Origin of the sequence: Actinocorallia libanotica (genome assembly GCF_039525175.1) — a bacterium.
In the GTDB taxonomy this organism is placed as follows: domain Bacteria; phylum Actinomycetota; class Actinomycetes; order Streptosporangiales; family Streptosporangiaceae; genus Actinocorallia; species Actinocorallia libanotica.
Genome location: NZ_BAAAHH010000012.1, coordinates 108121 through 126695, shown reverse-complemented (window position 1 = coordinate 126695; position 18575 = coordinate 108121). Strand labels below are relative to the sequence as shown.

17 protein-coding genes and 3 pseudogenes are annotated in these 18575 nt (G+C 70.5%); 11 read left to right on the top strand and 9 right to left on the bottom strand.

Translation table 11 applies throughout. From position 1 onward, the window contains the following. The first annotated feature begins 187 nt into the window (after window positions 1–187). The 3 genes and pseudogenes from ABD140_RS16885 to ABD140_RS16875 all read left to right on the top strand — a co-directional run bounded on the left by ABD140_RS16885 (window position 188) and on the right by ABD140_RS16875 (window position 2398). Window positions 188–1186: a chymotrypsin family serine protease gene (locus ABD140_RS16885; protein WP_344241787.1), complete on the top strand. Its 999-nt coding sequence runs from the start codon at window positions 188–190 to the stop codon at window positions 1184–1186. A gap of 80 nt (window positions 1187–1266) precedes the next feature. After that, window positions 1267–2051 (top strand): annotated as a pseudogene (locus ABD140_RS16880) (IS5 family transposase); the annotation flags it as partial. 89 nt (window positions 2052–2140) lie between these two features. After that, window positions 2141–2398 (top strand): chymotrypsin family serine protease, encoded by a 258-nt coding sequence (locus ABD140_RS16875; RefSeq protein WP_344241786.1) that lies wholly within the window; start codon window positions 2141–2143, stop codon window positions 2396–2398. A 222-nt stretch (window positions 2399–2620) separates the two neighbouring features. On the opposite strand, the gene ABD140_RS16870 is transcribed toward ABD140_RS16875, so the two are convergent. Then, entirely contained in the window at window positions 2621–3595 is a 975-nt protein-coding gene (locus ABD140_RS16870; RefSeq protein ID WP_425544125.1) for a VOC family protein, read from the bottom strand. A gap of 48 nt (window positions 3596–3643) precedes the next feature. Further along, a pseudogene (locus ABD140_RS40140) lies at window positions 3644–3754 on the bottom strand (hypothetical protein); the annotation flags it as partial. Between ABD140_RS40140 and ABD140_RS16865 the strand changes: the two are divergent. Continuing rightward, window positions 3731–4261 (top strand): annotated as a pseudogene (locus tag ABD140_RS16865) (DUF4158 domain-containing protein); the annotation flags it as partial. The pseudogenes ABD140_RS40140 and ABD140_RS16865 overlap by 24 nt on opposite strands. Before the next feature lie 364 nt (window positions 4262–4625). On the opposite strand, the gene ABD140_RS16860 reads toward ABD140_RS16865, so the two are convergent. Next, entirely contained in the window at window positions 4626–5180 is a 555-nt protein-coding gene (locus tag ABD140_RS16860) for a CGNR zinc finger domain-containing protein (RefSeq protein ID WP_344241784.1), read from the bottom strand. 122 nt (window positions 5181–5302) lie between these two features. On the opposite strand from ABD140_RS16860, the gene ABD140_RS16855 reads away from it, so the two are divergent. Together ABD140_RS16855 and ABD140_RS16850 are read left to right on the top strand one after the other, a co-directional pair. Next, window positions 5303–6529 carry an MFS transporter gene (locus ABD140_RS16855; RefSeq protein ID WP_344241783.1) on the top strand — a complete coding sequence of 409 codons (1227 nt, stop codon included), beginning with the start codon at window positions 5303–5305 and terminating at the stop codon, window positions 6527–6529. 1620 nt (window positions 6530–8149) lie between these two features. Next, window positions 8150–9325: a macrolide family glycosyltransferase gene (locus ABD140_RS16850; protein ID WP_425544123.1), complete on the top strand. Its 1176-nt coding sequence runs from the start codon at window positions 8150–8152 to the stop codon at window positions 9323–9325. Between the two features lie 16 nt (window positions 9326–9341). Here ABD140_RS16850 and ABD140_RS16845 read toward each other — a convergent pair whose 3' ends face one another. Continuing rightward, the gene (locus tag ABD140_RS16845; protein ID WP_344241781.1) at window positions 9342–9899 is read right to left on the bottom strand and encodes a TetR/AcrR family transcriptional regulator; all 558 of its coding nucleotides are present in this window, start codon (window positions 9897–9899) and stop codon (window positions 9342–9344) included. 76 nt (window positions 9900–9975) lie between these two features. Here ABD140_RS16845 and ABD140_RS16840 point away from each other — a divergent pair, with 76 nt between their 5' ends. Next, window positions 9976–10947, top strand: a complete 972-nt coding sequence (locus tag ABD140_RS16840; RefSeq protein ID WP_344241780.1) for a DsbA family protein — start codon at window positions 9976–9978, stop codon at window positions 10945–10947. A 10-nt stretch (window positions 10948–10957) separates the two neighbouring features. Here the strand turns inward: ABD140_RS16840 and ABD140_RS16835 are convergent, their stop codons facing one another. Both ABD140_RS16835 and ABD140_RS16830 read right to left on the bottom strand, forming a co-directional pair. Then, entirely contained in the window at window positions 10958–11632 is a 675-nt protein-coding gene (locus ABD140_RS16835; RefSeq protein ID WP_344241779.1) for a response regulator transcription factor, read from the bottom strand. Between the two features lie 20 nt (window positions 11633–11652). Then, on the bottom strand, window positions 11653–12780 hold the full coding sequence (locus ABD140_RS16830) for a sensor histidine kinase (protein ID WP_344241778.1): 1128 nt from the start codon (window positions 12778–12780) through the stop codon (window positions 11653–11655). A gap of 137 nt (window positions 12781–12917) precedes the next feature. Between ABD140_RS16830 and ABD140_RS16825 the strand changes: the two genes are divergently transcribed. Further along, window positions 12918–14438 (top strand): alpha/beta hydrolase, encoded by a 1521-nt coding sequence (locus tag ABD140_RS16825; protein WP_344241777.1) that lies wholly within the window; start codon window positions 12918–12920, stop codon window positions 14436–14438. A 143-nt stretch (window positions 14439–14581) separates the two neighbouring features. Here ABD140_RS16825 and ABD140_RS16820 read toward each other — a convergent pair whose 3' ends face one another. Beyond that, entirely contained in the window at window positions 14582–15178 is a 597-nt protein-coding gene (locus ABD140_RS16820; protein WP_344241776.1) for a PASTA domain-containing protein, read from the bottom strand. Window positions 15179–15368: 190 nt separating this feature from the next. Continuing rightward, the gene (locus ABD140_RS16815) at window positions 15369–15797 is read right to left on the bottom strand and encodes a MarR family transcriptional regulator (protein ID WP_344241775.1); all 429 of its coding nucleotides are present in this window, start codon (window positions 15795–15797) and stop codon (window positions 15369–15371) included. Between the two features lie 75 nt (window positions 15798–15872). On the opposite strand from ABD140_RS16815, the gene ABD140_RS16810 reads away from it, so the two are divergent. Continuing rightward, window positions 15873–16283, top strand: coding sequence for a PaaI family thioesterase (locus tag ABD140_RS16810; RefSeq protein ID WP_344241774.1), 411 nt, complete (start codon window positions 15873–15875; stop codon window positions 16281–16283). Window positions 16284–16323: 40 nt separating this feature from the next. On the opposite strand, the gene ABD140_RS16805 is transcribed toward ABD140_RS16810, so the two are convergent. Next, window positions 16324–16905: a helix-turn-helix domain-containing protein gene (locus ABD140_RS16805; protein ID WP_344241773.1), complete on the bottom strand. Its 582-nt coding sequence runs from the start codon at window positions 16903–16905 to the stop codon at window positions 16324–16326. A 78-nt stretch (window positions 16906–16983) separates the two neighbouring features. On the opposite strand from ABD140_RS16805, the gene ABD140_RS16800 reads away from it, so the two are divergent. Continuing rightward, a complete protein-coding gene (locus tag ABD140_RS16800) occupies window positions 16984–17664 on the top strand; it encodes an AzlC family ABC transporter permease (RefSeq protein ID WP_344241772.1) in 681 nt (226 codons plus the stop codon). Between the two features lie 68 nt (window positions 17665–17732). Beyond that, window positions 17733–18239 carry an AzlD domain-containing protein gene (locus ABD140_RS16795; RefSeq protein WP_344241771.1) on the top strand — a complete coding sequence of 169 codons (507 nt, stop codon included), beginning with the start codon at window positions 17733–17735 and terminating at the stop codon, window positions 18237–18239. Window positions 18240–18575: the final 336 nt, after the last annotated feature.

Genomic DNA, 18575 nt, shown 5'->3' with positions numbered 1-18575 from the left:
CCGGGGACTCCCGGGACTCCGTTCCCGAACCGCAGGCCGTGAGAAGCGCGAGAGGAAGCAGAACCCGGGCGGCACATCGTACGGTGAAGGACACGGCCGGAGTCTAAGGCTGCGTTCGGTTTGATTCCGTGGCCGAAATTGAATATTTCATGGCGTTTTGCACTGGAGATGATCATCATTTGAGTCCATGCGATCTCTCCGCTTTCCGGCACTTCTCGGTTGTGCGGCCCTCTCCGCCGCGATCCTCGGCCTCCCGGTCACCACTGCACAGGCCCGAGAGGCCGCGGACGGAACGGTCCGCTTCTCCTTGGAGGCCGAGGATCAGCCCCGCGCCCGGCGTCCCGAGCTCGCGAAAGTCAAGGAGAAGGCCGAAGCGAACGGCGTCTCCCTCGGCAGGCAGCTCAAGAACGAGTTCGGCAGGATCAAGAAGGCGTCCGGATCCGATTACCCGGACGTCGAGATCGACGGAATCCATGCAATGAGGTTCGCTGATTTTGAGTTGATCTCCCAGAATAAGGGCCTGACCCTGGAAAAGGTCGTCGAGGAGTACGGGTGGGAGGATCGGTTCACCGAACTGGCCCGCTACATTTACGAGAAATACCCGGATACGTACGCCGGCTACGCGATCCGCGAGGTCGACGGCACTCGCCGCGGATGGGTCGCGTTCAAAGGCGATGTCCCGCAGGACGTGGTCGAGGAGGCCAAGAAGGTACCGGCTCCGATCGACTTCGAGGGACGTAAGGGCTACAGCGACAAAGAGGTGCAGGCCGAAGTCGAGAAGGCGGCCGCCAGCCTTGAGGACGGGGACGGGACGCATGAGGTCTCAGCCGATCCGTTCACCGGTGAGGTGCAGGTGAACACCGAGGCGGCCGTCGAGGACCACGACGAATGGCTGAGGGGAGGCGGCTACCTCGATAAGGACATGTCCACCCAGTGCACGGCCGGGTTCAACATCGAGAAGGACGGCGTGTACAGCCCCATGACCGCCGGGCACTGCATTCCGGTCGGACTCGGGACCGGCTATCCGTTGACCTACCAGCTCCACGGCGGGGATGGCGGTTCCACGACAATTGTCTACTCCAAGCTCCGTCATGTAGGTGCATATGGTGACTTCTCGAGATTTGGACCAGGCAAGATGAAAGCCACCGACACCTTCTATGAGAACTGGAGCACTAAGAGCTCATAACAAAATGCTTCTATCTCGCGACAACAGGTGACAGCCTGCTGTGTGGTGGGTGCGTGAAGAAGGGCGAGCAACCCCCGTGGATCGTCTCCGACGGACTGTGGGAGCGGATCGAGCCGCTGCTGCCGAAGGTCGAGCGGCGCAGGTATCACCCTGGTCGGCGGCGGTTGGACGACCGCAAGGTGCTGTGCGGGATCCTGTTCGTGCTGCATACCGGGATCCGGTGGGAGTTCCTGCCCCGTGAGCTGGGCTTCGGGTCGGGCATGACGTGCTGGCGCAGGCTGCGGGACTGGCACGAGGCCGGCGTGTGGGACGCCCTGCACCAGGCCCTGCTGGTGGAGCTGCACACCGCGAGACAGCTGGACTGGTCGCGGGCGGTGATCGACAGCTCCCACGTCAGAGCGCTCAAGGGCGGCCCAAAACCGGCCGGAGCCCGGTCGACCGAGGACGAGCGGGCTCCAAACACCACGTCTTGACCGACGGGAGCGGCATCCCGCTCGCTGTGTCGCTGACCGGCGGCAACCGCAACGATGTCACCCAGCTCGTCCCGCTGCTGGACCGAGTCCAGCCGGTGCGCGGCCGAGTGGGCAGGCCCCGCCGACGGCCGGAGAAGCTGCTGGCCGACCGGGGCTACGACCACGACAAGTACCGGCGCCTGTTGTGGCAGCGTGGGATCAAGCCCGTCATCGCCCGCCGCGGCACCCCGCACGGATCCGGGCTGGGCGCCCAGCGCTACGTCGTGGAGCGCACGATCGGGCTGCTGCACTGGTTCCGCAGGTTGCGCATCCGCTGGGAGATCCGCGACGACATCCACGAGGCCTTCCTACTCCTGGCTGCAGCCTTGATCTGCTGGCGGCGCCTCGCTCGCACTTTGTTAGGACCTCTAAGCGGTACGTCACCCGCGTCATTCCCGCGAGCGAGGTCTACCCGGGCCGTGCGATCTATAAGTTCGGCACCGTGACGGGCACCGGCTGCACGGCCATCCGCAGGGTCAATGTCGCCGTCACCACCGCCGCGGGCACGGCCTCTCGGCTGATGTCGATGGAGACCGAGATCACGGAGGGAGGCGACAGCGGCGGTCCGTGGTTCGTCGGAGGCGAAGCGATGGGCATCACCAAGGGCGGCTATTTCGAAGGCGGAGGCCGTCGTGACCTTGTCTCTCAGGCGCACCTCGTGCCGAGCGCCCTCAACGGCTGGAGGATCCGCGTTCACTGAGTCTGCAGCTCGCAGCGTGATTTAACCGCAAGAAGAGCTGTCCGGAATCAGCGGGGCAGATCACTTCACCTACGACCTGTGCGGTCCGCCGCCCATGGTCGACGCCGTCATGCGGTCGGCCACCACCGCGGGCGTCCCGCCCGACCGCGTCTTCCGCGAACGCTTTCTGCCCGGCTGAGGACCCTCCGGCCGGGCGGAACCCCCGCCCGGCCGCGTCCCGGCTCAGGTCACGCAGAACTCGTTGCCCTGCGGGTCCTGCATGACCCACCAGTGCCCCGCCGGCCCCTGGTTCACCTCCCGGACGCGGGTCGCTCCCAGCTTCTCCAGCCGGTCCACCAGGTTGTCGCGGTCACCGGGCTCACTGTGGACGTCCACGTGGAGACGGTTTTTGATGGTCTTGGATTCGGGAACGGCGTGGAAGAGGATCCGCCTGCCGTGGCCGACGCCGCTGGTCTCGTCGAACGGGTCGTCGGGGTGCCGGACGGCGGCGTACCCGCGGAAGAGCTTGCGTCCGCGATGCTCGACGACCGCGTCCTCTCCCAGATGCCCGGCGGCCAGGAGCCGCTCGATGAGCGGCTCGGGGTTCTCCACCTCGTAGTCCAGGGCGGCGGCCCAGAAGTCCGCGAGGGCCGGCGCGTCCGTGCTGTCGATGACCAGCTTCCAGTTCAGTGCCATGTAACCCTTTATAGCGGTTACAAGCCCTCCATGGCGAACCGAAACGATCAGGAGACGTGACGGCGGGTTCACAGCAGATGGTCGGCGACCTTCAACGGTCATGCCGAACAAGAGGCCGAACCAGGAAGGGGCGAGCAGGCGGTCCGACCTGTGGCTGTAGCCTTCGGTCTCGGCCAGGAGCTCCTCGGCGTTCTCCGGCTGCCGCCGGGCGATGAGAGCACGTGCGCTGTCGGCCGCGTTGCGGAAGGCGTCGCGGCGACGCGTCACGCCGTACAGGCGCATCAGGGAGAACAGCGCGTCGAGGCGGCGCTCGATGTCCTGAGGGCCGGCGGGGTCATGGCCCGCCGCGACCACGGCTTCGAAGGCCTCCACCGCTCCGGAGACGTCTCCGGTTTCGACGCGGCACTGCGCGAGGAAGTACGTGGCGATCGTCGCTTCCGGCTCGCCGCGCGCGGCGAAGCAGCCGCCCGCCTCCGCCAGGTGCCCTGCGGCGTCGCCGTACCTGCCCGCGAGGAAGAGCACCTGGCCGAGCCGGAACGACAGATCGTGCTTCAGGTAGGGGTCGGCGGTACCCCGCCGGGTCTCGTCCAGGAGGTCTGCGGCCTGGGTGGGCCCTCCGCTCCCGAAGCTGTCCCCAGCCCCAAAGTAGCTGGGTGAGTGATCACGATCGCGGTTCGTGATCGTCTCGGAGGGGTGAAAGCGGCTGGGCGGGTGCGGGTGGTGCTTGATCGTGTTGGTGTCGGAGACGGTCAGGTGGAGGGCGGGGTTCGGGTGCGTCGGGAGTGGGAGCCGGAGGAGCTGGTCGGGGCGTGGACGCTGCTGGACGGTGACTGGGATCTGGTGGGGAACAAGTCGGGGGCGACGCGTCTGGGTTTCGGGTTGCTGTTGAAGTTCTTCGAGTTGGAGGGCCGGTTCCCGCGGCATGCGGGTGAGGTGCCGAAGGCCGCGGTGGACTATGTGGCCGGGCAGGTGAAGGTCGATCCGGGGCTGTTCGCGGAGTACAGGTGGTCGGGGTCGACGATCGAGTACCACCGGGCGCAGGTGCGCCAGGCGCTGGGGTTCCGGGAGGCGACTCGGGCGGATGAGGACGTGCTGGCGGAGTGGCTGGCGGAGAAGATCTGCCCGATGGTGTTCACGGACGAGGGGCTGTGGGCGGAGGTGCTGGGGCAGTGCCGGAGCTCGAGGATCGAGCCTCCGGGCCGGGTGGAGCGGATCGTGGGGGCGGGGAGGGCGCGGTTCGAGCGGGAGTTCTGCACGCAGGTGCTGAAGTCGAGGAGGTCGCGAAGCGCGGGCACGAGGACGAACCGGGCCGTGTGGTACTTCGGGGCGACCTTCCCGCCCCTCGTGCGGCACGGCGAGGGCGCCATCGCCCCGCAGTTCGGGCAGTCGTAGCGCTCGACCGCCGCGGCGGCCTCATCCGGCGTCATCTCTACGGGGCCTGAGTCTCACAGAACCCCCTCGCATAACAGGGAGGTTCTGCGAGGAATTCTGCGATTTGCGACCTGCGGGAACTCGCCCGTTCGGCGGCGGTCGGGTGGTCTCGCAGAACTGGTCATTTGTGAGAGTCCTCTTGCCTGCGGCGACGGTGGGCTGCGACGCGTGCGCGTGATGCGCAAGTGGTGGAGCAGTAGCGGCGGGGGCTTCCGGGGCCGGTGCCGAGGTAGAAGTTCCGGCAGTTCGAGGCCTGGCATGCGCCCCAGGTGATGCGCCCGTGTTCGCTGAGGATCTGGGCGAGGGCCAGGGCGCTGGAGGCGAGGAACCAGTTGCCCCATCCGGCGTCGTCGCCGTGATCGGTGTGGAGGTGCCAGGTGTGGCCGTCGTGGCGGGTGAGCCGCGGTGCGGCTGCGTGCTCGGCGAGCAGGCTGTTGAGCATGAGCGCGGCTCGGTCGAGGTCCGTCTCGGCGAGGATCTCGCACATCCCGGTGGCGGCGTCCTTCAGTTCTTGGGCGCCGGTGTCGGAGAACGCGGCCTCGGTCAGGTCGTCGGGCCCCTCGCCGTGATGGGCGAGGAGTTTCGCGAGTGCCGCCCTGGACAGGTCCGGGTCGGTTCGTACAGCGCTTGCGATGTCGATCAGGCGCTGGGCGGGCTGGAATCCCTGCCGGGTCATGACGTTCCTCTGCTCTCGGGCTGAAGGCGTCCGCTTCACCCTCATAGTGTAACGTCTTATTTGAATAAGCCGTTACTCACTGGGGAATGGGTGTGTCCGGGCATAAGGGTGTGGGGCTCTACATGGCGAGCGCGTTCTGTGCCCGGATGGCCGAGGAGGGCATGGCGGTCGCCGTCGTGATGCTGGCGGCCCACCGTCTAGGTCTAGGCGGTGCGGCGCAGGGGGCCTTCATCCTGGCGGCGTGGATGGCGCCGCATGTCCTGGCGGCTCCTGTGACAGGCGCCTTGGCGGCCCGGGCTCGGCGTCCCCGGCTGTTCTACGCGTGTGCTCTGGCGGGTTTTGCCGTGGCCATCGCCGTCCTGGCGGCGGGCGTCGGGCGCTTGCCGATGCCCACCGTGCTGCTGATCGCGGCGGCGGGTGGCTGCTGTGGCCCGGTGGTCTCCGGCGGCCTGTCGAGCCTCCTCTCGTTGATCAGCGGCCCCGGCCCGGAGCGTGACCGCGCGTATTCACTGGATGCCTCGGTGTACAACGGCGCCGCTGTCGCGGGCCCGGCGACGGCCGGGCTGGCCGCGGCGGCGGTGGGTCCCGGAGCGGCGGTGGCGGTCCTGGCCGCAGCGGCGGCCGCCGCCGCCGCGCTCGTCTGCCTGCTGCCGCTGAATAACAGACCGGCCGAGCGGGCGGCATCCAGCGGCATAGGGCGCGACCTGGTCGCCGGGTTCATGGCCGTGTGGCGCAACAGGGAACTGCGGGCGATCACCACGGCTACCTGTCTGGCCTTCGCCGGCATCGGGGCCTTGACCACGACCGCTGTCCTGCTCGCCGACAGCCAGGGACAACCCGGCGGGGGCGGCTGGCTGATGACGGCGTTCGCCATCGGAGCCCTGGCTGGCTCCCTCACGCTCGCCCGCCTGCGGCCCGCGGCATCCCCGGTCCTCCTCGCCGTGACCGGCATGGCCGGAACAGGTTTCGCCCTGGCCGCGGCAACCCTTGCCCCGGCCCTCCCGCTCTGCGCCACCGCTTTCGCCGTGGCCGGAGTGTTCGACGGCCTCCTGCTGACAGCCACCCTGCGCCTGCGCGCCGACCATGCGCCCCGGGAGCAGCGGACCCAGGTGTTCACGATCGGAGCCGGGCTGAAGATCTCGGCGGCCGCGCTCGGTGCCGCGCTCGTCGGGCTGGCCAGCTCATATTCCGCTTCGCAGGATCTGGCTGCCATCGCGATCCTGCAACTCGTTGCAGCCGTGGTCTACCTCTGCATGCGGCGACGCCGGGGCTCGGGGGCGATGATCCGGTCCGCTTTCCCTCGGTCGACGGCCCACAGTCTTCAGCGGACGGCCCGCGAGGAGGATTAAGTACAGGAATCAGCGATAAGGCGGCGATGGCCGGCCCGGGGACGTCCGTCCCATGCGCGCGCACGCGTTGAGTGCGTCCAACCCGACACCCACGAGAGACTGACTCCACCCCGGAGGGCAATCCCTACTTTGGGGCCGGGGCCACGTTCGGGAGCGGAGGGCCGGGTGAGCCGGCCGTCGTCCATGAGCTCCCACGCCCACTCGACGGCTTCCGCCACATCGCGCTCCAGGAGGGAGACGGTCGGCTCCGTCCGCGCGGGGGCCTGCCGGGCGGCCCGCCGAAGCATCGCGCCGAGCGGCCTGATGAACGGAAGGCACGGGTCGAGTTCGGCGATGTCCGCGGGGAAAGGCTCCTCGGGCTCTGAGTCGAAGGGTCGCCGGTTTCTCCTACCTCCGAAGTCGACCTGTATCCGGGTGCGCCGCCCGTCGTGCCTACGGTCGAGGCACTGCGCACCGTCGTCGGTCCGCCGACCGGTGAGACGGCTCAGTGGGCCGCGGCCTTGGCGAAGAGGGCGAGCGCGATGAGGGCGAGGACGATGCTCATGATGAGGAAGGCGAGCTCGCGATTGGTCAATGTTTTCTCAGTCTCCCTTGTTGTGCCAGTCCCACCAGTCACCGGATACATCTGTTTTGAAGGGCTCTGATATATAGCCTCCGCCAGGCCCGACATCGCGTCTCTGCTGGAGGTTGCGCATGGCCGTTTCGGCGGAGCTCCACATGTTGTTCATGTCGATGGCCGCATAGCTGGCCGTCGCCGCGAGTGACAGAAGGGCGGCTCCGATGACGACCGGAGCAGCGGGTTCCGTTCCGATTCCAGGATGGCGATCGCGGTCTCCACGACCAAGGCCACGATGTACGTGCGAGACGATTCGACGTTGGTCTTGACCTGCTCGAGGAGGTCCTTGACCTCCACGGCGTTCGCGACGAACTTGTCCAGGGTGTTGGAGGCGAAAACGTTTCTCCATTCCACGTATCCACCTTGCCGTAGTTGTCCGCGACGCGGTCCACGGCTCCACTGAGTTTCCCCAAATTCACGCCTATCCACCAGGCGTAATCGGCTACGAAGGCATCGTAGCCCGCCCCGAAATCACGGCCGAACTCGGTGAACACCACCGCCCGGCGCTCGGCTGTCTTGAGGCGGTATGAGGGGGAGTTCCAGACTTCTACTTGATCCTGAATCTTACTCGCATGGCGGCGGAGGAACTTCCTCTCCGGTGCGTCCAGGGTCCGGCCCCCACCCACTTCGCTGACCTGGGCATCGAACGGGTCCTGACCGACAACGCCTGGACCTACCGCAAATCCACCGCTTGGCGCCCAGGCCGGCCTGGGCGCCACCGGCAAACGCACCCGCCCCTGCACCCGCGTCAACAACCGCGCGCCCTGAATGATCGGGTCTCGTCCATAAGTACTTTACTACGTAAAGGCGTCGGGTGGATAAACCCCACAAGACCAATCCTAATAAGGACTAAAGACTCAACTACCCAAAAAGCCTGCCAGGCCGGCGCGCCGTGAGTTCCCTGGTCGGCGCGTCCCGCGACGTGCGTTGTTCCGCCCTGGTGTGATGGACGTGCCGGTTCTCCGCGTCCTTTCCTTTCGAATCCGTGAAGTGGGTGTTCTCGTATGTCCTCTCGTCGGGCGCATGTCGCGATGGTCGGTATTCCCGCGGTCAGCCATGTGCTGCCGAGTCTGGAGGTCATCCGGGCGCTGGTGGGACGGGGCCACCGGGTGACGTACGCCAACGATCCGGCGGTGGCCGGCCTGGTGGCGTCCACGGGTGCGGAGCTCGTGCCCTGCGCGTCGTCGCTGCCGGTGGCCGATCACGACTGGCCGGTGGATCCCGTCGAGGCGGTGGGCGTCTTCCTGGACGACGCGATGCGGATGCTGCCGCAGCTGCGGTCCTTCTATGAGGAGGATCCGGCTGATGTGTACCTGTATGACATCGGGGCGTACGCGGCGCGGGCGCTGGCGGAGTCGCAGGGGCGGCCGGTGGTGCAGTTGTCTCCGACGATCGTGGCCTGGGAGGGCTCGGATGACGATCTCGGCGCTGAGGTCTGGGCGTTGCCCGGGATGGCGGAGCTTCGGGCGAAGTTCTCGGCCTGGTTGGCGGAGTGCGGTGCGTCGACCACGGACATGGCGGTGTTCTCGCGGCATCCGGCGCGGACGGTGGCGTTGGTTCCCAGTGTGATGCAGCCGTGTCTGGACCGGGTGGATACGGGGTCGGTGACGTTCGTGGGTCTGTGTCCGGGGGATCGCGGTGATCAGGGCGGCTGGGAGCGTCCGGCGGGTGCGGAGAGGGTGCTGCTGGTGTCGTTGGGGACGGCGTATACGCGGCGGCCGGAGTTCTATCGCCGGTGTGTGGCTGCTTTCGGGGGGTTGTCGGGGTGGCATGTGGTGCTGCAGATCGGGGTGCACACCGATCCGGCCGAGTTGGGTGAGGTTCCTTCGAATGTCGAGGTGCGGTCGTGGGTTCCGCAGCTGGCGATTTTGGAGGAGGCGGATGTGTTCGTGACGCATGCGGGGATGGGCGGCAGCAGTGAGGGGTTGCTCACCGGTACTCCGATGGTGGCGGTTCCGCAGGCGGTCGACCAGTTCATGAACGCCGAGCGTCTGGTGGAGCTGGGGGTGGCGCGGCGGTTCGACACGGCGGAGGTGACGGCGGACGGGCTGCGTTCGGCGGTGTTGGAGCTGGCCGGTGATCCGGTGGTGGCGTGTCGGGCGGCGGAGTTGCGTGCGCAGGTGCGTGCCGAGGGTGGTGTGGGTCGTGCGGTCGAGGTGATCGAGTCCGTGTTGTCTTGATCGTGGGGTGTGGTCTTCAGGGGCGGAAGAGGCGCCAGAAGGCGAGGGCGACGGTGTGGGGGTGGCGGTCGGGGGTGTGGGTGAGCCAGTGGGTGATGACGCCGGTGAGGGCGCCGGCGAGGTAGGCGGCGTGGGTGTCGGCGGGGACGTCGGGGTGGCCGGGTGGGCGGTGGCCTTGGGCGAAGCGGGTGGCGAGTTCGGTGGTGAGGCCGGTGTGGAGGCGGGCGGTGAGGCGGGGGCTGCCTTGGGGGCCGAGCATGCGCTGGTAGAGGGGGGCGCCGGCGGCGACGTTGTCGAAGAGTTCGAGGAGGGGTGGGGGTGCCTGGTCGCGGGGGGCGTCCAGGGGGCAGAGGGCGGCGGTGCGGGCGAGGCGGGTGAGGGCTTCTTCCATGGCGTCGGTGAGGAGGGTGTCGAGGTCGGGGTAGTGCTGGTAGACGGTGGCGCGGTTGATCTCGGCGTGGCGGGCGACGGCGGCCATGGTGAGGGTGGCGGGGTCTTGGTGGGCGGCGAGGTGAAGGATCGCGGTGCGCAGGCGGGTTCGGGTGCGTTGGGCGCGTGGGTCGTCGAGGTTCACGGGGGGATTCTAGGGGCGGAGCCCGGACTGAACAACACGTGTTGCTTAAACGACGGTTGTTGTTTAGTCTGCGGGCATGCGTATCGAGATCTGGGCGGACGTGGTCTGCCCGTGGGCCTACATCGGCAAGCGGCGCCTGGAGCGCGCCCTGGCGGGGGAGGGCGCCGAGGTGGTGTGGCGCCCGTACCGCATCGACCCTTCGGCCCCGGCGGAGTCCGTTCCCCTGGAGGACGCGCTGGCGGAGCCGGGGGCCGAGGAGATGCTGTCGGCGTGCGCGCCGGGTCTCACGCCGCAGGACAACCGGGACCGGGTGGCGCTGATCGCCGCCGAGGAGGGGCTGGGTCCGTCGTGGGGCGCCGCGTGGCGCGCGGACACCGCGGACGCGCACCGGTTGATCGCCCTGGCGTTCGAGGAGGGCGGTGCGGAGCTGCAGGACGCCGTCGTCGAGGGTGTGCTGCGGGCGCATTTCGTGGAGGCGCGGAACATCGGTTCCGGGGAGGTCCTGGCGGACGTCGCGCGGGAGGCAGGGTTCTCTGCGGGGCCGCGGCTGCTGGAGGCGGGCGCGGGGGGCGAGCTCGTGCGGGAGTTGCTGCTGACCGGTAAGGCGATGGGCGTCAAGACGTCGCCGACGTTCGTGGTGCGGGGCCGTGCGCTGGCCGGGGCGCAGTCTTCGGAGGCGATCGTGGAGTTCGTCCGGTATGCGGAGCGCCAGGAGGTGCGGGAGCTGCCGGAGGAGGTCGAGCGGTTGCGGCGCGCGGAGTCGCTGCTGGAGCTGCGCGACCCGCTGGGGGCGCTGGTCCTGCTGCGTCCCCTGCTGGAGTCCCAGGGCGAGGACCGGGGCGTGCGGTCGCTGGCCGCCCGCGCCTACTTCGCGTCGGCGCAGCTGGGCCGGGCGACGCGGGAGCTGGAGCGGCTGGTGGCGGAGAATCCGGATGACTCCTATGCGCGTCATCTGCTCGGCCGTACGCTGCAGCGCCGGGGGCTGGACGGGGAGGCGGCGGCTCATCTGTCGCTGGCGTCGGTCATGACGCCCGGCTATACGGGGTGAGGTCCGCGGGTCAACTGGGGGCTGGGCGTCCGGCGGTTCGGGGGGCGCCGTCCAGGTAGGCGAGCACCGCCCGTACGCGGCGGTGGCCGGAGTCGTCGGGCGCCAGGCCGAGCTTGGCGAAGATGTTGCCGATGTGCTTGTGGACGGCGTTGTCGGAGATCCGCATCCGTTCGGCGATGGTGGTGTTGTCGTGGCCCTGGGCCATGAGGGCGAGCGCCTCCCGTTCGCGGGGGGTGAGGGTGTCCAGGGGGTCGTCGGTGCGGCGGGCGAGGAGCTGGGCGACCACTTCGGGATCCATGGCGGTGCCGCCGGCCGCGACGCGGCGCAGGGCGTCGATGAATTCGGACACCCGGCCGATGCGGTCCTTGAGGAGGTAGCCGATGCCGCCGCGGCCGTCGGAGAGGAGTTCGCCGGCGTATTCGCGTTCGACGTACTGCGACAGCACCAGGATCGGCAGGGCGCCGTGCTCGCGGCGGGCGCGCAGCGCGGCGTGGATTCCCTCGTCGCGGAACGTCGGCGGCAGCCGCACGTCGACGATGGCGATGTCGGGGCGGTGTGCGGCGACGGCGTCGAGGAACGCCTCGCCGTCGCCGGTGACCGCGGCGACTTCGCAGCCTTTCGCGGCCAGGAGCAGTTCTAGGCCGCTGGACAGCAGGACGTTGTCCTCGGCGATCACGACCCGCACGGGTCCTCCTTGGGCGATCGTCATGCGCACGGTATCCGGATGGCGAGCGTGGTGGGGCCGCCCGGCGGGCTGTCGAGGCGGACGGTGCCGTCCAGGGCGGCGATCCGGCGGCGTATCCCGGCGATGCCGGTGCCGTGCGTTTCGTCGGCGCCGCCTTTTCCGTCGTCGGTGACGGTGATGGAGAGCATGTCACGGGCGCGTTCGACCCGCAGGGCCGCCCGTGTGGCGGCGGCGTGCTTGGTCACGTTCGTCAGTGCCTCGGCGATCACGTGGTAGGCGACGGCCTCCACGGTCGCCGGGAGCGTGCCCAGGTCGGCGAGTTCGATGTGGACGGGTACGCCCGAGCGGGCGGCCAGTGCCGCCAGTGCCCCGTCGAGCCCGCGGTCGGCGAGGATCGGCGGGGAGATCGTCTGGAGTACCGCGCGGAGTTCGACCATGGCCTCCTCCGCGGTCTCGTGGGCCTGTTCGAGCAGTGCCGCCACCGTGTCCTGGCCGTCGGTGAGCGTTTCCCGGGCCAGGCCCAGCTGCATGGCGATGGCCACCAGGCGCGCCTGTGTTCCGTCGTGCAGGTCGCGTTCGATCCGCTGGAGTTCCGTGCCGTGGGCGTCGACCACGCCGACCCGGCTCCGGGTCAGCACGTCGACGCGTTCGGTGAGCCGGTCGTGGGCCGATGGCGCGAGTGCCGCCAGGCACATCCGCGCGTGCAGGCGTGCCAGTGCCGGGAGCACCCATAGGGCCATCGCGCCGAGGACGGCGATCTGGGCGGAGCCTCCGAGGATCGCGGTCGTCCAGTCGTTGACGTGGACGTCGAGGACGGAGAACAGGGTGGGGCGCGTGTCGGGAGTGAACGCCCACCAGGACAGCAGGACCACCGCGGCGGCCAGGATGTTGCCCAGGCATATCAGGGCGGCCAGGCCGAGCGGGAGTCCGACGGCGATGTGCGCGAGTGCCCAGGCCGGGTTCCGCCATCGCGGGCGCCGCCCGTCGGCCGGGACGCCGAGCAGTCTGCCGGCCCGCCGGTGGTGCAGGTCGGCCCATCTGCGTGCCGTGGACGGGGCGAGCAGTACCGGCAGTGCGAGCACGCTGGCCACGGCGGTGGCCAGTGTGCTCAGCAGGTAGGCCGAGCCGGAGATCGCCCGGTCGCGCATGCGTGCCTCCTTTCGACGTCTGTAGGGAGATCATTGTCCGGTATGGGGTTCCTGTGGGGCACTACAGCGGGCTGTAGGAAGGTGCGTGCGGCCGGCTGTATCGTGCCGAACGTCCGGGCGAAATAGCGTCCTCGGCCATGAAACCGACATCTGTGTGGGTCCGTAGGCGCCTGGTCCCGGCCGGCCTCGCCCTGATCGCCCTGTCCGCCGCCGTCGTGCCTTTGGCCACCGCCGACGGGGACCCTCCTCCGCGGCTCGTCTGGGGGTCCTGCGTCCAGGGCTCCGACGACGCCTCGGGCAGGGAGCTCGAGGAGGCGGGCGCGCAGTGCGCGGAGCTCACCGTCCCGCTGGACCACTCCAAGCCAGGGGGCCGCACCATCGAGCTCGCGCTGTCCCGCCTGCCCGCCGCCGACCGCGCCCATCGCATCGGCGCCCTGGTCCTCAACAGCGGCGGTCCCGGCGAGCCCACGCTGGACATGCCCCTGCGGGTGCGCGCGGCCATGAAGGACGTCGGCGCCCGGTACGACCTCATCGGCCTGGATCCGCGCTTCGTCGGGCGCAGCACGCCGCTCGACTGCGGCTGGCCCATCGGGCTGTGGCTGCGTTCGGCTGGTTCGACCCGCGCCCGGTTCGACCACCAGGTGGCGGTGCAGCGCGACCTGGCCGAGCGGTGCGCCCGGCGGCACGCCGATGTGCTCCCGTACGCCAACACGCGCGACACCGCTCGGGACGTCGACCTCGTGCGCCGTGCCTTGGGGGAGCGGCGGATCTCCTTCCTCGGCTACTCCTACGGCGGTTACCTGGGCGCGGTCTACGCCCAGATGTTCCCCGGCCGCACCGACCGCGTCGTCCTGGACAGCCCCGGCGATCCGGAGAAGTGGGGCTCCAGGGCGATGCAGGGCACCGAAGAGGAGGCGGAACGCGCGCTGCGCGGCTGGGCCTCCTGGGCCGCCGAACGCCACGGCGCCTACGGCCTCGGTGCGACCCGCGGGCGTGTGCTGGACACCGTGAACGCGATCGTCGACGCCGCGGAGGACCGTCCGCTGCGCGTCGGATCGCATGAGGTGGACGAACAGGTGGTCCCCTATCTTCTGTCGACCGGCCCCGGTGACGACCGTCCTGCGGCCCGTGCGGCGTTCGCCTCCACTGTTCGCACTCTGAACGAGGCCGCGCACCGCCGTCCGGCCGTCCCCGGGCCTGAGCTCGACGGGCTCCTCACGTTCGTCCTGACCGGTGCGGGTTCCCCGCTCGCCGGTCCGACCGCCGCGATCACCTGCGGCGACCGTGCCGCGCCGCGCGACCCCGAGACCTACTGGAACGACGTGCAGCGCAGCCGGGCGCGCCACCCTCTCTTCGGCCCGTTGAAGAACAACATCTGGCCTTGCGCGTTCTGGCCGGGGCAGCCGCGTGAGCTGCCCACGCGCATCGCCAGCTCCGTCCCCGCACTGATCGTGTCCGCTACCGGTGACACCGCCACCACCTACGAGGGCGGCAAGGCCATGCACCGGGCGCTGACCGGTTCACGCCTGCTCACTCTGCGCGGCGCCACCGCCCACGGGATCTACGGCGAGTACGGCAACGCTTGCGTGGACGCCGAGGTCAACGCCTACCTGGCCACCGGTGCCCTTCCCACCGCCGACCGGGACTGCCGTTCTTGATCTGCCTGCTCGGGGACGGCCTGGCGCGGGGGAGCCGCGTCTGATCGCGCGGTCGCCGGGCCCCTCGACGGTCAGCGCGGTCAGCGCGGTGAGCCGGGCGGGGCGCACGGGTCGCGAACCCGGCCGAGGGGGGCGACGGCCGCTCAGTCGTCGTTCCAGGGGCGGTCGGGGCGTTCACCGCGGCAGCGCCAGCTCGTGACGAACAGCGCCACCTGCCCGCCGGGGTTCCACTGCTGCCCGCCGGCCGGCAGTTGGGAGGCGACCCTGCCGGTGGCGGGACCCTCCTGGCAGACGACCTGGTGGCCGTACCCGGCGGCGGCGAGCGCGGCGGCTGCCTCGTTCACCGACATGCCGACGACGTGAGGCACGGCGGGGGTCGCGGGCGCCGGTGGGGGCGCGGGGGCGGCGGGCGGAGAGGCGGGGGCCGGAGGGGAGGTGGGCGTCGTGGCGGGGCGGGTCTTGCTCGGTGCGGGGGAGGGCTCGGTGGGGGTCGCCGAGACGGTCGTCGGGCGGGGCGCCGCGCTGACCGGCTTGGAGGAGATGTGCGGTTGCGTCGTGCCCTGCTGCGGGGCGGCGGACGCCGAGGAGGGCACGACGACCAGGGCGGTCTCGCGGGCGGCGGTCTCGTCGGAGTCGCCGTCGGAGCCCATCAGCCCCACGGCCAACCCGGCCACGGCGACGACGGCGACCGCTCCCGCGGCTTTGGCGTTGATGGGTCGTTTGCGCCCGTGCGCTCCCATGGAATCACCCCCTGGCGCAAGATCTTAGGGCCACTCCTGAGGGATTCGAGACGGATGCCGGGAATGGCCTTTCGGTGGGGCGGCTTTCCCGCACCCGTCGCACCCTCGCGCTGGAAACACAGAGGTCCTGCGGCTTTTGCGGCATCCTTCATCGGCGCGCCACCCGGCCCGGGCTGGTTCCCGCGGTCGGTCAGTCGTCGTCGTAGGCGAGGGCGTGCAGGGCGTTGGCGGTGAGGGTGAAGTGCCGGTCGCCCAGGCGGGCGCGCATCTCGGCGTTGAAGCGGTCGATTTCCGGTCGAGCGGCGTGCAGGGCGGCCAGCCCGGCGGCCGACAGCTCCAGGACGACGGCTCGATGCTCGTCGGGATGGGCGCGGCGGGTGAGAAGGCCCGCTGCGGCCAAGCGGCCTGCCAGCGCGGTGACGGCGGACTCGCGCAGGCCCAGGGTGCGGGCGAGCTCCCGCTGGGTGATGCCGCCGGCCCGCTCATGGACGGCGAACAGCGCCCCGAGCTGGGCGGTGGTGATCCCGGCGGCGGCCAGGCAGCGGCGGTCGGCGTCCAGGCGCAGCCGGTGCGCGGCCCGCTGGAGCAGGAAGAAGAGACGCTGGTCGGACTCGGACATGGCTCCGATCTTGACAGAGCGGCAGGGCCGGGTCCATCCTCACTTCACATGTGAAGTGAGGATGGAGGACGGGGAATGGACGCGTTCGACCTGGAGACGGCCCGAAGGATCCTGGCCGCCCAGCCCTTCAGCACCCTGCTCGGCGCCCGCCTGACGGCCTTCGGCGGCGGCGAGGCCACCCTGGAGGTCGACATCCGCGACGAGCTGCGCCAGCAGAACGGCTTCCTGCACGGCGGCGTCCTCGGCTACGCCGCCGACAACGCCCTGACCTTCGCCGCCGGAGCCGCCGCGGGGGAAAAAATCCTCACCTCCGGTTTCACCATCGACTACCTGCGCCCCGCCGACGGCCGCACCCTGCGCGCCCACGCCCGCGTCCTGCGCGCCGGCCGCACCCGCGTCGTCTGCCGCTGCGACCTGTCCACCCTCGACTCCCGCGGCGCCCCCACCCTGTGCGCAGTGGCCCAGGGATCCATCACCGTCCTGTGACCGGCCGGCCGGTGTTCGCGGCCGGAGCGGGGCGTGCGGGTCAAGGGTGTTCCATGGCGAAGACGGCGGTGGTGGCGGGGGTGAGGGCGGCGAAGGTGTGGGGCGCGTCGCCGGGGTAGGCGAGGTAGTCGCCCGGGTGGAGCTCGACGGGGGACTCCAGGGGGCCGACCAGGGCGCGGCCGGTGCTGAGGACGACGTGCTCGACGGTGCCGGGCTGGTGGGGGCGGGAGTCCAGGGGGGCGCCCGGCTCGGCGGTGATGCGGTAGAGGTCGCGGCGGGCGGAGGGCGGGCAGGAGGACAGCAGGGTGGCGGTGTAGTCCGACTCCTGGGAGCGGGTGGCGGGGCCCTCGCCGGCGCGGATGAGGCGGGTGCGGGGGCGGGTCGGCTCGACCAGGCGGCTGAAGGGCACCCCCAGCGCCATGCCCAGTGCCCAGATCGTCTCCACGCTGGGGTTGCCGGTGCCCGACTCCAGCTGGGAGAGGGTGGACTTGGCCAGGCCGGCGCGCCGCGCCAGCTCGGTGAGGGAGAGGCCGGCGCGTTCGCGTTCGCGGCGGATCGCCGCGGCGATCGACTTGATGAGGCCGGCGGGGGAGGATTCGGCGGCCGGCGGGCTGTGCGTCACGGTGTCCGCTCCCTGTTCGCTGTGGAAGTACCGGCGTTCGATTTGACGAACGCCGCGCGGGTGTTCATTCTAATGGACATGAGTTCGTTCTGGCGAACGCCCGGTCGGGCGACACTCCGCGACATCGCGCTGGTCTGCGTCGCCGACGCGCTGGTGGGCGCGTCCTTCGGCGCCGTGGCGGTCTCCGGCGGCCTGCCCCTGTGGGTACCGGTCGCCATGTCCCTGCTGGTGTTCGCCGGAGGCGCCCAGTTCGCCGCCCTCGGCGTCGCCCTGGCCGGGGGAGCGCCCCTGGCCGCCGTCGCCACGGGCCTCGTCCTCAACGCCCGCCACCTGCCCTTCGGCCTGGCCGTCGCCGACGTGCTGTCCGGCCCCCGCTGGGCCCGCCTGCTCGGCTCCCACCTCATGACCGACGAGACCGTCGCCTTCACCCTGCGCCACGACGACCCGGCCCGCCGCCGCGCCACCTACTGGCTGAGCGGCCTCGCCCTGTTCGCGGTGTGGAACCTCTCGGTCCTCCTGGGCGCCCTGGGCGCCCACGCCATCGGCGACGTCAACGCCCTCGGCCTCGACGCGGCCTTCCCCGCCGTCCTCCTGGCCCTCGTCCTGCCCGCCCTGGCCGACCGCGCCACCCGGCGCACCGCCCTGCTCGGCGCCCTCATCGCCGTGGCCACCACCCCCTTCCTGCCCCCCGGCCTCCCCGTACTCCTCGCCCTCCTGGCCTTGGCCCCCACCCTGCTCCGCCCCCGCACCCCCACCTGACGACCCCGGAGCACCCCGCCCATCCCACCCGGCGCCCCACCCGGCACCTCATCCTCATCCTCATCCTGGTGCTGGTGCTGGTGCTGGTGCTGGTGCTGGTGCTGTGCGAGCCCGCACGACCGCCCCCGGCTCCGCCCTCCGGCCCGACCCCTCGGAGACACCATGACCCCGCTGGCCGTAACGACCACGATGGCCGCGCCGACCGCGACCGCCCCGGGAAAGACGCGGCCATGACCGCGACACTGCCCCTGGCCGCGATCCTCCTCCTGGCAGCCGGAACCTACGCCTTCCGCCTGGCAGGCCCCCTCCTGCACGAACGCCTCGGACAAGAACGCCCCGGACACCCCGGCACCACCGGCAGGCTCCCCGCCACCCTGGCGACGGCCACCACCGTCCTCCTCCTGTCCCTGGCGGCCACCTCCGCCCTCACCGAAAGCCAGGACTTCGCCGGCTGGTCCCGCACGGCCGGTGCTCTCACCGCCGCCGTCCTGGCCCTGCGCCGAGCCTCCTTCCCCGTCATCGTCCTCGCCGCGGCCGCCACCACCGCGCTCCTGCGCCTGTGCGGCATCCCCTGACGACACGACAACGCACAGCAGGCCGCACATGGCAATGGCAGGCGACCCGCAGCACCTGACGAATCCGCCGAATCCCCGCCGCACGGTTCGGGTTCACCCGCGCCGCACCGGCAGCCGTTCCGCGGCCTTCCTGCAAGAACGGCGCGGTGAGCTGACGGAGGGCTTGCCGCTGAGTCGGGGGTCGAGGAACATCGGACGAAAACCATCGCTAAGCCCTTCGCGGGCCTGAGAGCGCTTTGACCTGCCCGGAGGCTTGCGACCACTGCGTGATCCGGATGCCGTAGACGGCGAGTGACCGCCGCTCATCGGGAGTCGCCGACCAGCCCTTGCTGCGGG

Coding starts and splice junctions, on each gene's coding strand:
- ABD140_RS16850 (WP_425544123.1), top strand. CDS start 8,150: ATGTCCTCTCGTCGGGCGCATGTCGCGATGGTCGGTATTCCCGCGGTC.
- ABD140_RS16825 (WP_344241777.1), top strand. CDS start 12,918: ATGAAACCGACATCTGTGTGGGTCCGTAGGCGCCTGGTCCCGGCCGGC.
- ABD140_RS16815 (WP_344241775.1), bottom strand. CDS start 15,797: ATGTCCGAGTCCGACCAGCGTCTCTTCTTCCTGCTCCAGCGGGCCGCG.
- ABD140_RS16800 (WP_344241772.1), top strand. CDS start 16,984: ATGAGTTCGTTCTGGCGAACGCCCGGTCGGGCGACACTCCGCGACATC.
- ABD140_RS16860 (WP_344241784.1), bottom strand. CDS start 5,180: ATGACCCGGCAGGGATTCCAGCCCGCCCAGCGCCTGATCGACATCGCA.
- ABD140_RS16810 (WP_344241774.1), top strand. CDS start 15,873: ATGGACGCGTTCGACCTGGAGACGGCCCGAAGGATCCTGGCCGCCCAG.
- ABD140_RS16885 (WP_344241787.1), top strand. CDS start 188: ATGCGATCTCTCCGCTTTCCGGCACTTCTCGGTTGTGCGGCCCTCTCC.
- ABD140_RS16855 (WP_344241783.1), top strand. CDS start 5,303: ATGGCGAGCGCGTTCTGTGCCCGGATGGCCGAGGAGGGCATGGCGGTC.
- ABD140_RS16840 (WP_344241780.1), top strand. CDS start 9,976: ATGCGTATCGAGATCTGGGCGGACGTGGTCTGCCCGTGGGCCTACATC.
- ABD140_RS16820 (WP_344241776.1), bottom strand. CDS start 15,178: ATGGGAGCGCACGGGCGCAAACGACCCATCAACGCCAAAGCCGCGGGA.
- ABD140_RS16830 (WP_344241778.1), bottom strand. CDS start 12,780: ATGCGCGACCGGGCGATCTCCGGCTCGGCCTACCTGCTGAGCACACTG.